Annotated in this window: 11 protein-coding genes; 2 read left to right on the plus strand and 9 right to left on the minus strand. The window is 44.6% G+C overall.

From position 1 onward, the window contains the following. Positions 1 to 149 precede the first annotated feature (149 nt). From AB4114_RS03180 to AB4114_RS03190, 3 genes are all read right to left on the minus strand, one after another. Positions 150 to 521, minus strand: a complete 372-nt coding sequence (locus AB4114_RS03180) for a response regulator (protein ID WP_441987100.1) — start codon at positions 519 to 521, stop codon at positions 150 to 152. A 354-nt stretch (positions 522 to 875) separates the two neighbouring features. Further along, positions 876 to 1,994 (minus strand): response regulator, encoded by a 1,119-nt coding sequence (locus tag AB4114_RS03185; protein ID WP_441987101.1) that lies wholly within the window; start codon positions 1,992 to 1,994, stop codon positions 876 to 878. Then, the gene (locus AB4114_RS03190; RefSeq protein ID WP_441987102.1) at positions 1,981 to 5,094 is read right to left on the minus strand and encodes an ATP-binding protein; all 3,114 of its coding nucleotides are present in this window, start codon (positions 5,092 to 5,094) and stop codon (positions 1,981 to 1,983) included. The genes AB4114_RS03185 and AB4114_RS03190 overlap by 14 nt, the downstream gene beginning before the upstream one ends. 415 nt (positions 5,095 to 5,509) lie before the next feature. On the opposite strand from AB4114_RS03190, the gene AB4114_RS03195 reads away from it, so the two are divergent. Further along, on the plus strand, positions 5,510 to 6,148 hold the full coding sequence (locus AB4114_RS03195) for a hypothetical protein (RefSeq protein WP_441987103.1): 639 nt from the start codon (positions 5,510 to 5,512) through the stop codon (positions 6,146 to 6,148). 417 nt (positions 6,149 to 6,565) lie between these two features. Here AB4114_RS03195 and AB4114_RS03200 read toward each other — a convergent pair whose 3' ends face one another. After that, a complete protein-coding gene (locus AB4114_RS03200) occupies positions 6,566 to 8,956 on the minus strand; it encodes an ATP-binding protein (protein ID WP_441987104.1) in 2,391 nt (796 codons plus the stop codon). A 175-nt stretch (positions 8,957 to 9,131) separates the two neighbouring features. Between AB4114_RS03200 and AB4114_RS03205 the strand changes: the two genes are divergently transcribed. Beyond that, complete coding sequence (locus AB4114_RS03205; protein WP_441987105.1) at positions 9,132 to 9,281, plus strand: hypothetical protein; 150 nt, start codon at positions 9,132 to 9,134, stop codon at positions 9,279 to 9,281. Positions 9,282 to 9,865: 584 nt separating this feature from the next. Here AB4114_RS03205 and AB4114_RS03210 read toward each other — a convergent pair. The 5 genes from AB4114_RS03210 to AB4114_RS03230 form a co-directional block, all read right to left on the minus strand. Continuing rightward, the gene (locus AB4114_RS03210; RefSeq protein ID WP_441987106.1) at positions 9,866 to 12,016 is read right to left on the minus strand and encodes an MMPL family transporter; all 2,151 of its coding nucleotides are present in this window, start codon (positions 12,014 to 12,016) and stop codon (positions 9,866 to 9,868) included. Between the two features lie 16 nt (positions 12,017 to 12,032). Beyond that, on the minus strand, positions 12,033 to 13,184 hold the full coding sequence (locus AB4114_RS03215; RefSeq protein WP_441987107.1) for an NAD(P)/FAD-dependent oxidoreductase: 1,152 nt from the start codon (positions 13,182 to 13,184) through the stop codon (positions 12,033 to 12,035). Further along, the gene (locus tag AB4114_RS03220; protein ID WP_441987461.1) at positions 13,181 to 13,900 is read right to left on the minus strand and encodes a methyltransferase domain-containing protein; all 720 of its coding nucleotides are present in this window, start codon (positions 13,898 to 13,900) and stop codon (positions 13,181 to 13,183) included. The genes AB4114_RS03215 and AB4114_RS03220 overlap by 4 nt, the downstream gene beginning before the upstream one ends. Then, the gene (locus AB4114_RS03225; protein ID WP_441987108.1) at positions 13,893 to 15,038 is read right to left on the minus strand and encodes a type III polyketide synthase; all 1,146 of its coding nucleotides are present in this window, start codon (positions 15,036 to 15,038) and stop codon (positions 13,893 to 13,895) included. The genes AB4114_RS03220 and AB4114_RS03225 overlap by 8 nt, the downstream gene beginning before the upstream one ends. Before the next feature lie 242 nt (positions 15,039 to 15,280). Further along, entirely contained in the window at positions 15,281 to 16,993 is a 1,713-nt protein-coding gene (locus tag AB4114_RS03230) for a glycosyltransferase (RefSeq protein ID WP_441987109.1), read from the minus strand. Between the last annotated feature and the right edge of the window lie 204 nt (positions 16,994 to 17,197).

Genomic DNA, 17,197 nt, shown 5'->3' on the forward strand with positions numbered 1-17,197 from the left:
TTACTTGTACACAGTGTAACTTGATGCCAAGTTGCAAGGGTCAATTCCATGTAATGCTCATGTAAATAAATTGTAAAGGCGCTGGGAACATTAACAAAAAGACGCTCACTTTGTAAGTGAACGTCTTTTTGTTAAGTTAATTCAGTTATCTAGCCTTTTCTTGATAGAAGCACACGATCCACAGCCTCAACTATTCTTTCATTGCTAAAAGGCTTCACCAGAAAGTCTTTGGCACCAGCTCGTATGGCATCCAGCACCATTTGCTGCTGCCCCATGGCCGAACACATGATGACACTTGCCCGAGGATCGAACTTCATAATTTCTTTCAAAGCTGAAATCCCATCCATCTCAGGCATCGTAATATCCATCGTCACTAATTCCGGTTTATATCGCTTATACAATTGTATCGCTTCTTGCCCATTGCTGCCTTCTGCCACAATCTCGTGACCGAGGGTGATTAAGTAATCTTTTAACAGTGCTCTCATAAAAGCGGCATCATCGACAATCATGATTCTTCTCATGGGACAGACTCCCTTCCAACGATTTATTCCAAATATCCCTATCTATTCATCCTACTACGTTCCCATATTTTTCTAAAATTGGGTCACCTGACATGCCATTCACGATCTGTGCGGATATCAGAATTCTGTCTCTGCCGTTGATATTTGCTCTTGTGTGTTAACAATACCCTCACCCCATGTATGAAAATCTCGTTGATTTCTGGTCGCCGGCTGTCATGAAAATGAATAGCACTATATACCTGCCTGCCAAGTATATAGAGCCGCTCTCTCAAATTTCTCACAAAAAGGAAGATCGTGTCGAATATACACAAAAAGACGGAAAGCGATTGAACGCATTCCGTCTTGTTTATGCTTTTAATTTAAATATGCCGCTACGCTGGCACTCATTTCCTCAGGAGGCTCTATGCCGAGTTCTCTCAAATACAATGCTTTAAAATTGGTATAGTGCTTAGCTATTCGTTCCTTTTTCCCACTTTTCGCATAAACAACCATCAGCATTTGATGCATCTCTTCATTCAGAGGATACAACGTCAAATACGTGTCTATCTTCAACTCCGCTTTGCTCCAGGCTTCTTCACGCATGTCGCGTTGAGCCATTAGACATACAAGTGATGTATATCGCTTCCTATAATTCTCCTCCAATTGGGTTTTCCACAGATAATCCTTGCGATCTAACAACGAGCCTCGATAAAGGGAACATACCCTTTCTGCTCGCGTGATCTCTTGAATCCCTTCTAAGGAAGTTATCTCACTTAACTGGAACTCCAATAGATCATACATACTCCCTAACGTAACTAACATATAGCCATCATTCGTTTTGAGAATATCCATACCGATTTCCTGTTCTTTCAACAGCTTTTTCAAGCGATAAATTGTATTATGTAAATTATGCGAAGCGCGGTCTTCCAGCATATCCGGCCATAACATATCGGCCAAATACCATTTATTAATGTCCTGTCCTGGGTTGCAAAGGAAATAGGCGAACAGCTCCTCCGTCTTTTTCGTTGGCCAACGGACAAGTGCACCTTCTGGATTGCGTACCTCCAAACTTCCGAAACAACGGATCACAGATTGTCGCGTTTTGATTACAGTGGGCTCAGTCACTTGTTCTAGCTTCAAGAGGCGACTCGTAATGCGTTCAATGGCAGCAGGTGTAACTGGCTTTAGGATATAGTCAAAAGCGTAGACCTTGAAGGCATCTAACGCATACTCCTTGTAGGCTGTCGTAAAGATAATTTTGGTCTGCTCCATGATGTCATTTATTCGCTGAGCAAGTTCAAGCCCATTCATTTTCGGCATCTCTACATCCAGAAAAGCCAGATCAGGCTTCAGTTCCGGCATGGAAATTAACGCTTCCTGCGGATTATTAAAAGCCCCAACGATGCTATAATGCGGGTTCCTTCCGATCAGAACCTTCATTAATTCGAGAATCGGTTTTTCATCTTCAACGATAACCACCCTAATCAAGTTCATCCCACCTTTCTACGAAGACATCCTTATCGTTTCTGGTTAAAGGCAGATACATGGTAACCTTCGTTCCTCGCCCCATTTCTGAGCTGATCGACAGTGAAGCTCCTGGGATCGTATCTACCCTTTTACGAATATTCGCAATCGCAATGCCTCCACTTCCACGTTCTCCGCTCGCCATCTTATAGAGCAAATCATCTGGGATCCCGATCCCATTATCCTGCACCGTTACATGTAAATAGTCGTCTCCTTCTTGGATCGTTAATGTGACGGTTCCGTACTCATCTTTTTCGAACAAGCCGTGTCGAATCGCATTCTCCACAAAAGGTTGGATGCAAAGCGAGGGAATAGAGAAATGTTTCAGACTATCATCCACATAACAAATAAATTCAAATCGATCTCCATAGCGCGCCTTCTCAATCTCTACATAGGCATCAATCAAATCTAACTCCCGATGTAGATTGACGAATAAGTCATTTCGGTCCATATCCAGAATATAGCGCAGGAATTGGCTGAGCTTCGACAATAAATAAGCAGCTTTCTCGCCATCCGTATAGCAAAATGAAATAACACTGCTAAGCGCATTATAAAGAAAGTGAGGCTTAATCTGTGCTTGATGGAAGGCAAGCTCATTACGAATCGCTTCCTGGATCGAGGTTTTCATCGCAATCAAGGTTTGAATTCTCGCGAGCAGCGTCTCGGCTTCGAACGGTTTCGTGACGTAATCATTCGCTCCCACACTGAATCCAAGTGCGATATCTTGTGAAGTGTCCTTGGCAGTTGCGAATAAAATAGGCAAATCGAGAATGGAATGCTGGGTGCGCAACACTCGGCATAGCTCAATCCCAGAAACACCTGGCATCATCACATCAAGGATTATCAGATCAATTTGCGGGTGTTCACTCATTTTACTCATCGCTTCTTTGGCCGAAAAGGCTGTAAGCACATTATAGCTATGTCTTTTGAGAATATTGAGCAGTGTATACATATTGGAAGCCTCATCATCCACGACGAGAATCGTATGAGCGTGCTCCTCTAGACTATCCAAAGATTCATGGTCATTTCCAAGTCTTTGCTGATAGCTATCAACCGTCGATCGTTTTTGGCTCACATGCACGTAATTCATGGCCATCGGTAGTTTAAAAGCCATTCGCGTACCCTGTCCAACCTCTGTCCAGTCAATCCGAATGTCCCCACCCATTCGCTCTACGAGTTTGCGACTAATATACAAGCCAACCCCCATGCCTGTGTAGCCGTCCTCTGGTAAAACATGCTCCTGTTGTTCGAAATACTCGAATACTTTGGCGTATTTATCAGGTGAAATACCTGTCCCTGTATCCTCAACGGCAATGTGAATATCCTCTTCCACTATGTTTGCACTTACACGGATCTTACCTTGTTCGGTATGCTTCATTGCATTGTGCACTAAATTGTACATGATTTGCCGTAACCGATTCTCGTCCGCTTGGACCCACATATCCGAAGGCACTTGGTTATCCAAGCGTACCGCTTTACCTGCAAGCTCGAACTGCAAAACATCAAATACGATTTGGGTCACAGCCCGCACATCTACAACTGTCATAAGCAGCCGCAGCTCGCCATGCTTCAACCGCGTCACATCAATAAGATCCTGCATGAGCATCGATAATTTTACGGATGTATCCTTGACCAACCATAGATTTTGCTTCTGCCTAGCGGACAAATTGTGCTCATCATCATCCAGTAAAGATGAGGTAATGTTCATGATTCCGTGCAGCGGCGTCTTTATCTCATGTGAGGTGTGCATAAGAAACTCATCCTTCAATTGATTGGAGACTGTAAGTTGATGCGTCAAAAGCTCTGTATTCTCGTACGCATCGGTTAACCTTACCGCTAACAGCAGGTTCATTAACGTAATGAAACCAATAACCCCAACTTTATGCCATAAATCCGAGGATATCGCACTTTCCGAATATAAAACACCATCTATTAACGAGACCATTAAAGAGACGATAGCTACGATAAACAAGCCAAGTTCTTTCCGTTCATAGGTACCTCTCTTACTATTGAAGAACAGATAAATCATCCTACCGAGAAGCAGTAGGGGGACGAACCCAATGTATAGAAAGAATAAACTTCTCACTTCATTATAGAGAGCGTAAGGGAAGATAATGATAACGACTACGATCAGAACGATTGGAGCAATTAACAGCCTGATCTTGTTGCGTGAAATCAACTTCTGGTGAATGGAACAAAAAAACAATAAACAGAGAATCGAACTAACAAACTCAAAACTATCAAGCATTTTATACGTGATGTCAAAAGGAACCTGAGGTATCAATCGTTGAAACAGCTTCTCACCGTACAAAAACTGAACGCCTGCCGTGGAGAAGAGATATAACCCGCTCAGTAAATACGTTTTCTCTCGACTACGTAGGAAATAGAGACTGAGATGATAAGCTCCGAACATGACAAGCACCAAAATAAGGGATAAATCACCACCGATTAATAAGCTATTCAGTTTAGAAATGTCTGCATGCAAGCCAAACTGAATGGCATTTACAATCCCTCCAGACATATATTCGTAATTCGCCACTTGCAATAAAATTTCAAATTCCTGGGAATTCACATGAAAAAATGTGCTGTAGGGTGTATTTCCCGGCATGTTCGTTTCTTTATTCGTAGCTGGTAGTCCGCTTCCCCCCTCCAATTTGCCATCGACATAAAGCTGATGGGACATCCGGATGCTGCGCAGCTTCATGCCATATATGTCGTCAGTAGTACTCACCCGAACTAAGAGACGGTATGTTCCGTATCCTTTGTTGCTTATACCGCCTCCTATCGTCTTTCCATTCCATATACCTGGCACGTCTATATAAGAGACATCTCTGCGCGTGCCTGATTGAAAATCACTAGGCGTTAACAGCTGCCCTTCATAAAATTCCCACTCCCCATTTAAGGAAACAACGCCGAGCTTGTGTAAATCCTCCTTAGATAAATCCAAAACACCTTGTTTGGCGGTCTGCTTGTTTTGACTAGGGATCATCTGCGAATAAATGCCTATAAATAATAAAATAGAAAATGAGAACACCAAACTGATTCCTATGATTTGACGAAAACTCCTCACTATGGGTCCCCTTTCTGCGATTGTGTCCGATACGAGTGATTCTATCATTTCATACTCACAAAAATCTCACAAGCCCCTCAATAGTAGAGGCTTTTTCTTTTTTCATTTGCTACAATAAGCTATATAAGTAAATACGATTGGACGTGAAATCGAATGTTGGACAAGGCCGCCTTCTTACATAACTACAACTTTGAAGAAAAAGATCTAACAGATCATAATATTAACTGGGATACACTCATCGAAATTTTTAATGATTTTAACGGAAAATCTGCTGCATATTCAATACATGCCGAATACATTTCTAAAATTTTAAGGACAAATGGAAATATCCATACGGTGCGATCTCGTGTTAAAGATCCAGAGCATTTAGTAGCTAAACTTATTAGAAAGACACCTGACCGCCAAATATTAAAAAATGACCCCAATTTTCAATTTTCAATTGATAATTATAGGAGCAAAAATAGAGTCCAGAATTTCGGGATATCGTTCAGTTCATTATTTAGTTGAATTAAATCTTACTAAAGAGAGTATTGTTCTGGCTGAAATTCAGGTAAGAACCATTTTTGAAGAAGGTTATGGTGAAATTGATCATTTACTTCGTTACCCTCATACAAAAGTCCCCAAAATATTGGAAGATAATATCCTACTTCTGAATCGTATTGCTGGCAGCGCAGATGAAATGGCTTCATTCATAAACATTCTCAAAAGAGATTGGTTCTCGATGATGGGTAACTATGAAGAAATAATTGATACTAAAAATAAAGAAATTGAAGAGCTGACTAGGAAAATAGAACTTACAGAAATGAAGGCTCCTGACAAGAAATCGCTCTTAGAAATTGTAGGTAATATTAAAAAACACAATACAAACAATCCTTATAATACTTCTGATTTAGGAGTACTAGGAAATAGCTTTTTTACTATTGGTGAACATTCAAGAAAATTAGTTAATCGGCATGAAGAAGCTATTAAACAACTTGCAGATACTGCTTTACATGTAGTGAACAAACATGATCAAGCAATTAAATCACTGCAGAAATCACTTGATAACTCTTAATTTAAAAAGGTTATACCAGCAAGCCCTTTATTTAAGGGCTTTTTTATGTAACTGGATGTTGACGAGGCACCTCTGCTTGGAAATAAGGTTAACTGGAAATACTTCAGCTAATTTGGTGATTAATCCTTGAAAATTCAGTTTTGATGGAAAATGTACAGTTATTTCCTAAAGAAACAGCTGTAACGCTACTTTCTTCTGGAATTAGCTACATGAAATCCATTTATTTCAATTCCCGAGTCATTTTCGGCAAATTTAGATGTACTTTTTCTAGTTAATCGCAAGCACAAACGCAGAAGTATGAAATTACCGACCAAGGTACCCGTGTTATCCGCGCTGGATGTGCACACAAAAAAGCATGCACAATCCAAAAAATCTTGGACTACGCATGCTTACTCTTTTGCTGGAATCGCCCGTCGCTTACACCCGCTTCAAACCGAGTATCTCGAGCAACATACCCGACAATTGGCTAGGTGGATATGGTTTGACGAAATACATGTTTGCCCCGATTTCCTTCCCCTTCTCAATTTCATCCAATGCGGAGGAAATGAAGATAGGCATGTCATGTAAGGTCGGATCTTCCTTGATGAGATTGATAATCTCCCATCCGTCGATACTATTATTTAGCATGATGTCAACGATAACCGCATCTGGCCTCTTGACCGGCATATCTTTAAGCGCTTGTTCGCCCGTCGTGTAATTGATGACACGGAAGCCTTTCTCAGTGAGCTCCTCGGTGAGCAGTTCCGTCAGGCTGGCGTCATCCTCGATGAGCACGACGGTTTTGCCTGTGAATTCATTTGCTGCCGCTGATAGCCGATCGGCCTCGATAATGAGCTCAGGCCTGGAGATCAAGGGAAGGCTAACGCGGAACGTACTCCCTTCGCCTAGCTTAGAGATAACGGTAATTTCGCCTCCATGTGCTTCGACAATGCCTTTCACAATCGCAAGGCCTAACCCGGTTCCACCAATGGCTCTCCGATCCGAGTTATCAATGCGATAAAACTTCGTAAACAGCTTCGGAATGGCTTCTTCAGGAATACCCAGTCCATCATCGGTAATATCAACAACGGCATGCGAACCGTTATGGTAAAGCTTCGCTGTAATCCGCCCACCTTCAGGTGAATACTTGACTGCATTACTGACGAGGTTCATAAAAAGCTGCGTCAGATTATCCTGATCTCCAGAAATAACATATGGCATACTAGGCATGTGAATGTTGAAGTCATGCTTCGTGGAGCTGCCTTGCTGCAAAGTGAAAACACCATTTATCACGTCAAAGAGATCAACAGGATTTTTCTGATGTGTCGACTTGCCCGATTCCATTCGTTGGACATCCAGGAAATCATTAATTAATGAGGTCAGTCGAACGGTTTCCTGATGGATCGTTTTCAAATATTTCTGTTGCTTTTCTGGACTCGTCTCTTTGGTCAACAATCGTTCAGCAAAGCCCAATACACTGGAAAGCGGCGTACGCAGCTCATGGCTCACGGTGCTTACGAACTCTGACTTCAATTGGTCCACTTCGGCTTGTTTCGTCATATCGCGATGGACAAAAACCGTTCCGATTCTACCCGATTCTCTATACAAAGGCTCCGCATAGGCTTCTATAACCCGTCTTACCGGATAATCGATCTCATAGGTGTATGTCCTCTGATCCAAGCCATTTTCACTAACCTGTTTAATCATAAATTGCTTTAAGTCGGAACTATCCCCAATTGCATTGGTGGCGGATACGAAAAATTCACTTAACATTATATCCGACATCGGCTGCTGCACCGATATACCGAATATGTCATGCATCGTTGAGTTAGCCGATACAATTACGCCGTCCACATTGATAAACTGAACGCCTTCCTTGATCGTATTCATAATGTCTCTAGTTAAGGCTCTTTCATTGATGAGCTGCTCTTCGTTTTCTTCCATTTTGCGTAACATATCCTGAAGCTCTTCCTGCTGCATTTGTAGCTCTTCTTGCTGGGCAATCAACTCTTCATTCTGCGATAGGAGCTCTTCTTCCTTCATTTGGATCTTCTGCAGCATGGTATGAAAAGAATGATTGAGCAGGCCAATCTCATCGTTCCGTTTATCCATCTCCAGCTCAACAGACTGGCCTAATGTCACTTTCTCAGCATTATCTGCTAACTTGCGCAGCGGTCTGCCAATGTTTCTAGCTGTATGCGAGGTCATAAAAGTAATGAACACCAGAATACCAAACACATAGGCGAAGAATACATAATTGAGATTGGCTAAGGTTTTAAACAAATTCTGGGCTTCGATTTCTGATTGATCGGAGGTTTGCGTAGAGATGTCATTGATTTTGCCTAACAAATCATAGATACTTGTCCCTACACTGCCGCTCGGTGTCGCTGAGCCAGTCTTCACTAACGCCATGGGATCGACGTCGTGCGCAAGCTTGACATATTTGGGAAATACATTCTCGAAATAGTTCTTCTCAAATGACTTTAATGTTGTAAGCAGCTCTTTCTCCTGATCTGTTAAAGGAAGCTGCACAAATGTCTCCATTGCCTGCTCAAGCTCTGGCTTTTCCTTCATCACAGCCTCATATTCAAACTCCTGGCGGAATGCGTAGAAAGCTCTTGCATGTAAAAAGATTTGATTGTAGTGGAGATAAATGGAGGCCGTAGCCTTTTCTTTCACTTTGAGCAGCGTGATGCGTTCTTGGTAAGACTGTTGCACTTGTTTATCAGTAAATGAAACTCCAATGGCCCCCACCATGACAAGCAATGCGAAAAACAATATCATTCTAACAAATCGACGGGAAAGGCTCAACTTCACAAGGTTAGGCATGGCAAATCTCCTTTACACGATCATTTCATCAAAATTCGACAATTTCCTACCTGACCAATTCGGTGACTGCCAAGAAATTCCTCTATTTATCGTTCTACCGATCCGGAGGCGCGGCTGCAATATCCGAATCGGGTTACTTTTGGCAGTGAAAATAGTGCGAGTCTGGAGGCCTGGCTTGCTGTCAAAGACAATGATGCGATATGTGCGCAGTTTAATCGATTATATGGGCGAGGCCAAAGGGTGGCCTATCCGAGCTTCGCAAGCCGGATTCATGGATCTTGCCGGCTTTAAGAAAGCTAGCTATTACTTCCGTCAGAGCCTATAGAGCGCGGAACCTATGGCTTTTCTAGCCACAGCTAGTAAAGACGATCCCTCGTATCCGAGTAACAAAAGATGGCATAGCGGTGCTCCGCACTGACTGGAAGCATGGCGAGCTGCTTGCCTATGTTAGAGCTGGATTCACGGCCGGCCAGATCGTCGTGAAGGCTGAAGATTAGGATTTGGTCCCAGGTACGGTTGTCATTGCTGTGAAATCGTAGATGAAGCCAACCTATTTGCACACAAGAAAAACCAGATACCATCCGATTTTGCGGGTGGCATCTGGTTTTTGCAGGTTGGGTTGGGTTGGGTTGGGTTGCTTGGTGTTTTTGTAGCCAGCTTGTGCTCCACTCAACTTAACTGGAAAACATACAGCTATTTTCGAGAAATTTCCTCAATAATTCAATTTAAATGGAAAACATGTAGTTAAATCTAGCCAATTTGTTCAGATCAGGAAAAATGGTTAAATTTAACTGTAGGTTTTCCATCTATTCTAGATTTGCTTGGAAAATCTAAAGATTTACCTGTAGAAAATCCATCTATTTGCCGGGAGCACAGAAGATTTACGAAACATCCCTCTGACCAACTCCACTATGTACGCGTCCTACCCTCCCCAGGTCCCCACCAATTCCACTTGCCCAGAATGACCATTAATGCGGGAACAAGCACCAACCTAATCACCGTCGCATCAATAAAAATGGCAGCTGCAATACCCAACCCAAGTTGTTTCACGCCAACAACATCTCCAAACGCAAACGGTAACGTGACTGCAATCATGATCGCTGCCGCAGAGTTGATAATCTTACTTATGGACCCTAAGCCGACTAGCACAGAACGATGATTATCTTGCGTCCGCTGGTACTCCTCATAAATGCGCGATACTAAGAATACGCCGTAATCCATCGAGATTCCAAACGCCAGTCCAAAGATAAACACAGGAATCATAATGGCGATCTTACTGGGTTCTAAGCCGAAATGCCCCTCTTCAAACAGCCAAGCTAGAATCCCGAAAGACGCACCTAAGCTCAGGAGGTTCATGAGAATTGTTTTTAAGGGGATGAGAATGGAACGGAAAGCGATGAATAAGACCACATAGTTAGAAATGAGTATGAACAAGAGTACATAGATTAAATTGTCAAAAATATCATCGAAAATCTCCTGCTGATACTTCGCCTCACCACCAAGAAGGAAGGGGAGCGCTCCTGCTTCCCCCTCTATTTCCCATCGTCTCACCCAATCCATCACATCCTGTGATGAGGGTTCACCGTTTAATCGAACCTGAACGAGCATCTCATTCTTATGGACAAAAGCCTGAAAGATGCGCTCATTGCCCGCTTTTGCGTTTGGATGTTGAGATAACGAATAGAGTTGATCATAGGGCATTCGCAATTTCGAATAAATCGAATCTACCTTTTCAACGAGCGGATCCCTCTCTAATTTTTGTACAAGTAAAGAGGCGTTCTTCCAATCACTTTGGGTCAACTGAGTTGATTTTCCTCTGGCGACTAGATAGATATCTGAACTTTTTTTCGTGCCAAAATGTGTTTGGTACGCCTCGAATGCTGCGCGGGATTCATAGCCCTTCGGCAAAGAAGTCGCATCCGGTATGGCTAATTTCATCTGCATCAGCGGCAGGAAACAACATATAAGGATACAAGCAGCAAGCAGGCTCATTTGGATAGGTCTACTCATCACAAATCGTGCCAGTGCAAACCACACGTTTTTCGTAGCTTTTGTCGTATAGAGCGGTCTGCGTTCAGCCCGAATGGCTGGCCACCACAGGGTTAGAAGCGCCGGCACTAACGTTAGCGTCAGCATAACGGAAACGGTTAACACAGTCATTGCACCTAAGGCAATGGTCGAAAATATAGGAAGCGGAATGAACAATATTCCCATGAGGCCTAAAAAAACACTAAGTGCCGAGAATAAGACGGCTCTTCCAGCTGTTGTCATTGTAGTCAGGATGGCTTGTCCAACAGGAAGCACATGAATCTCCTCACGAAAACGACTAACCATCATCAAGGCAAAATCGATGCTCAGAGCCAGACCTACCATCGGAATAACATTCAGTACAAAGTTAGATAAATCAATTCGTGTTCCTATGCCATACATGATGCCCATCGTGCTCGTAACGCCGAAAACGCCAACGACGATAGGAATCAGTGAAGAAGTCATACCGCCAAAAGCCAGCCAAAGAATCAAAAATGCCGTTGGGATGCCTAAGCTTTCCGCTTTTCTCAAATCATGCTGACTCGCTCTGTTGACATCTTCTTGCACAACCGACTTTCCTGTCAATGACACGTTCATCTCTCGATGCCCGGGTAATCGTGTCTGAATGTCCTGCAATACAGGCTCCATGTCATGTGGACTTTGCTCGAATCCAAGCAGCGCATAGGCGTAATTCCCTTGGATCATCCCTTCCCGTTCGAGCGGAGATACAATTTCAATTAACCCTTGCATGCCGTGTAAAGTTATCATATCTTGCTGCATGTACCGTTCGAATTGCTGGGGCTCCAGCTTGCTATTTTTCTCAAATACGAGAATGACGGGATTCGCTGGAATGTGAAAATTAGAGGCGAGAGTTTGTTCGACCTTGACAAAAGCGCCATCTGAAATCAACCCATGATCCTTCAAAACAGCAGGCAGCTTAGGAGCATACCATCCAAAATACAGGAAGAATACGACCCAAAATAAGACGATGGTTTTGGGAAATCGGAGGGATATCAGTGCAAGTTTATGCAAGATCATAACCCTCCCCTTAATACTCAGTTTCTTTCAGCCTAGTCGCTTGCACGAATCGATCTGCCAATCCAGGTGTGAACTTAGTTGCAGCAAGCATCATGTGAGGCAAATACGGAAGGGCTAATATCCCCTGCAACCGATGTCCCCACTTCAAGGGCCCCTTGAATTCTCGATGTATAGCCCGGGTATAGTCATGCTCCCATTCAACTATGCTGATCTGGCCCTTCAGATAGCGTGATGCCAATGGTGCGCATAACATCGCTGAGCGGAGTGCCATCGACATCCCATCACCACATAACGGCGGCAGCATCATAGCGGCGTCACCTAATCGTGGAAATATATCCCACGCAAGGGGCTTGCGTGTTAACTTTACAGGCGCAACAGCCGCTTGTGTGCCAGGAACAGATTGTGCAGAAGATAAACGTTCCGACAGCTTACTATGCTTAGCGCTTGCCGCCTCGATTAACCCCAGAATGGATTTGTCTGCCCACTGAAAAGCCTCTCGTTCCAACAGGGCGGCCACATTCACCTGCCCACCTTCAATCGGGGATAGACCTAGGTAACCGCCTTCAAAGAAATAGAGTTCGACAACCCCATCCATGTCCAGCCCTGCATAGTGGGATTTCACACCGAGATGCGCCCCTTTGACGGACTTGGCATCGCGCGGTGTTTGACTTTGCAGTCCAGGAATAGCCGTTGCGCCACAGGCAGCGATAACAGCTCGTACGTAATATTCCTGAACCACACCGTGCTTTTTCGTAGTTATTATGTATCCTTGCTCACCGGGTTTCACAGAAATTACCGTTGTTTCAGTCTGCACCTGCACGCCTGCGCGCAAAGCAGCCTGATGAAGCGTAGAGTCAAGCTGATAGCGGCTTACTCCCCAAGCTGTTCCAGGAAGATCGATCTCCAGTGGCTTTCCCCGACTGAGAATCAAGCTTGTCCGTTGAATGATACTTGGCTTTAAAGCGGACACGGCTTCACGCAATCCAAGCTTTTTAAGCATCGTGAGGGACTCAGGAGATAGAAATTCCCCACAGACCTTATGCCTAGGGAACGCTTTACGATCGAATAGCACCGTATCCCAGCCATGATCAGCTAAGGACTTGGCCATCACACTGCCTGCGATTCCTGCACCAATAACGGCTGCCTCATAGATGTGAGTCATCTCGCCCGCTCCCTTTTTACAATGACGACTGCATACCTAAATAGCGGTCTCCACGAGACAAGCATGTCGGAGATATCCAATGCTTTGCGTAACATCGTCCAATCTTTTGCACGAAAACCTTTGGCTACCGATAAGGGGCCATCATTTAAAATATAACGGTTCTTGGAAATCATGCGAGCCGTCACCCACACTGCAGCCCAAGCAATCCAATGCCGATGAATATCATTAATGACAACGCCTACTCGGGATGCTTTCAGCATACAGCCCACAACTTGCGGAAGTTCCGTATTCGTAAAATGATGCACAAATTGCGTACCGGTCGTGATATCGACCCCATTTTCCGGAAGATGAAATAAACTGCTCCGCATCACGCTTACGCGTGGCTCAGTACGAAAGAACTCGCGCGCCTCCGCACACGCTTCCTCCGTAATATCGACTAGCGTAATACGCAGATCTACACCGTTCTCATCCGCCCAGCGTAAGAGATGGCGATTGACATCACCAGAACCAGATCCAACATCCAGAATCGATAATGTCTTGGGTTTGCCTGCTTGCAGCCATAAGCGTTTAAAGCCAAATAAGGTAGGCCCTGCAGCGCCAAAAATGCGATTAAGCAAACGTAAATGCTGCAAGGCTTGCCGAAGCTCGGGGCCTCCCGACGAGAAGTCATCCATTAATTCATGTTGCACTGCTCGTTGTTTGAGCCCCTTAAACATAGGATTCATCTAACTTCGTTTCCTGTATGGCGGCGATACCTCGATAGGTGAATTGAATCATTTCACACGTAAGACCTGGTCCGAATGCGAGAGATAACCCACTTGTCGGACCTGCTCCGCGGTTCACCAGTTCCTGCCTCATTTCATCGAATACGAAAAGAATCGTAGCTGAAGACATATTGCCATAATTGCGCAATACCGTGCGACTCGGTCGCGTTTCTTCCGAGGTTAATTCGTACACTTCCTCCAACGCATCAATAATTCCTTTCCCCCCTGGATGAATCGCCCAAAGTTCCGGTTTAGGTCCGCCATCAAGCAGATGCGCCACTTGCTCAGGAACCCAGGTTCCAATTAGTTTAGGAATATTCGGAGACAAATACAGATCAAAACCGTGATTCCCTACTTCCCATTTCATTTCGTCTGCGCAATCTTGCAAGAGAATCGAATGATCATTTCCTAATTGAAATATGGGATGATGCTGTTCACTTGCGATACCGACCACACAGGATGAAGCCCCATCTCCGAAAAAGGAAGCGCCAAATAAAGCCTCTCGATCACTTGAAGGCTGAATGTGGAGGGTGCACAATTCCACGCAGACGACTAGGATTTTGGCGAACGGGTTGCTGGAAGCGATTTGACGGGACAAACACACAGCCTTCAATCCAGCAGCGCAGCCTAGGAAATTGAAAGGGATCCGATTGACATTGGCGGCTAGTCCCAACCGCTGCGTCAATGCAGCATCTAGTCCTGGCAGGAACTGTCCTGTACAGCTTACGGTGATTAGATGCGTGATGGCAGACACGTCAACTTTGGCATCATCCAGGGCTTTCTCAGCTGCCTGTAAAGCTAAGGGAACTGACTCCCTTTTATAGGTAGCCATCCGTTCGGAAGTCGATGGTGCTTCGTGATTCGATTGTGAAAAGTACTTGCAATGCTCCGCTGTTTGAAGCAGATTCGGTTCGCAGGTATATCTCGTTTCTACGCCGCATTGCTTGAAAATTTTCTTCGCCCAACGCGCAGAGTTAGGGGTATCCCGTAACGCATCCGTTAATCGTTCAGAAGTATCTGCTTGCTCAAGACGGAATTCAGGCACAGCGGTGCCTATTCCCAGAATTGCAATAACGTGATTTTCTTTCATGGTCTATGCTCATCCCCTTGGCTCATTCAATTCTTGGTTGGACATGCAGGTCACTTTACATATATGTATGCAAGAAATGTGGCTTATATGAGAGAAATTTCCATAAAGAGGCTAGCTTGTCTAGGTGCGATATGCAAAAAAAAGACTACCTCGCAATCGATTCCTCGAACGCTTGCAAGATAACCCTTTTACATTCAAATTTCTGTCGCAGACCGTGCGTTTCATTCATGCTGCCAGACGTTTCATGTCGTGCTCGCGGAAGCCCCAATGCCCAAGCCTTGAAAAAAGGCTCGATTGCTCAGGATTCTGCTGTCTTCAGGAATAAAGGTGGCAGCAAACTCGTTGTGGTGATTAGCTCGTTCATTTTGTCCTAGCTTATTATAGCAGACGCTAAGCTGGATATGCGGCAGCCAGGTCCAGCAGGCATGCTGCAGCAAAGCTTGCGGATGCTGCGGTTTCTCCAGCGAAGCGGCCATTTGGTACCAATACGCAGCGCTGGCATAATCGCTTTTTTCCATATGATAATAACCCAGCCTGCAGCAGTTCTCCGCTCTTGGCAACTCGTAAGCGAACGATAACAGCACCTTCGCCTTCGCTTCCATCAGGTTGCCCAGCTTGTGCAAGCAGTCGGCCGCACGACCGCAGGCATTGATAATGTCTTCGATCCAGCCGTCCTTCTGTTCCAGGAACTGCTCGTACTTACGTAAGGAGCGCGCCCATTGCTGATGGTCGAATAGTTCATTTGCATAATAATACAAATCGCGGGAGGAGAACTTCCTCCCTTCTTTTTCCTTTTTTTCATAGAGATGCAGATTGCGGGAAGTTTGGGTATGCTTGCGATCGTGCGTTACGCATACATCGGCGTATTCGATCGCTCCAAACACTTCAAGATACTCGTGTACGACACCGATCCAGCGAAAACCTCTTTCTCGCTTAACTAGCCTGTTTCTGCGCAAACTGACCGTGACATGGCCAAATTCGTCGAAGGCGAGGTTGTATACCATCGAAACAGCATCTGTATGCCAGGGCAAAGATTGCTTCAGGACGAGGAATTTGTCAGCGTCCCCAGGCAATAAGATATCATCGGCATCAAGCCATAAAATATAGTCCTTCTTAGCCTTCTGAAAGGCAAAATTCCGCGCTGCGGAAAAATCATCAATCCAATCAAAATCGTAAATCCGATCCGTAAATTGACGAGCGATCTCTTTGGTTCGATCCGTGGAACCCGTATCGATAATAATGATCTCGTCAACGCATCCCTGTACACTGGACAAACAGCGTTCTAACGTTTCTTCCTCGTTTTTGACAATCATGCACAAGCTGACCGTAACAGCCCACTTCCAACTGTGTAACGCCAATGAGATATCCAATCCCCATTTTTCAAACGATTTTCGGCTATTTGTGCTAATTTGTTCATCATACAATGAAGGATCGTCAGCATATTTTCCATATTTCCGCTCGTAGCGCACAAAGCAGTCCTCGGCAACATAAAGCTCGTAACCTTCTTGTAAAGCACGGTAGCATAAATCGTCATCCTCGTAACTTTCTTCTTCGAATCTTTCATCAAACCCGCCCAACTGGTCGAAGGCGCTTTTACGGAGCATCACATGATGGCTTAGCACGCGAGTTACACGTTTGCTCCGACTTTCGCGCATAATGCCAATGCTCTCGGAGTAGGACTGCATCACTCGCGGGTTTTCGCTTATAATTGGCGTGTTTTGAACGCCGCTAATACCGCTGCTGACAGGGCCAACCACAGCCGCAAGCTTGTGCCGCTCCATGCAGTCGCTCAACCGACCGAGCCATCCATCCGTAACGTACATATACTCGCGCATGCATACAAGATGAGGTGATGAAGCAGCAGTAACGCCTATATTGTAAGCTGCCGCAACGCTGGTTCCAGGCTTGCAGAACACGACAGTTACGTTTCTATTCTGCTCTAGCCATTGAGACATTCGCAGAGAGTCTTCCTCCAACACAACAATTAAATGGTAAGGGTGCTCTGTAGTAGAGAGACGAAGGTTGAGGATGCATTCTTGCATAGCTTCAAAATGCTGAGCCATTAGGACGATGTCCGTTATCATACCAAATCACGCTCCGAGTTGTTATTCGACATAGTCTTGTTCCTACATGAAAAACAGCTGCAGTCGCAGCAATTG

This window comes from Paenibacillus sp. 2RAB27, assembly GCF_052115445.1.
Taxonomy (GTDB): Bacteria; Bacillota; Bacilli; order Paenibacillales; family NBRC-103111; genus Paenibacillus_E.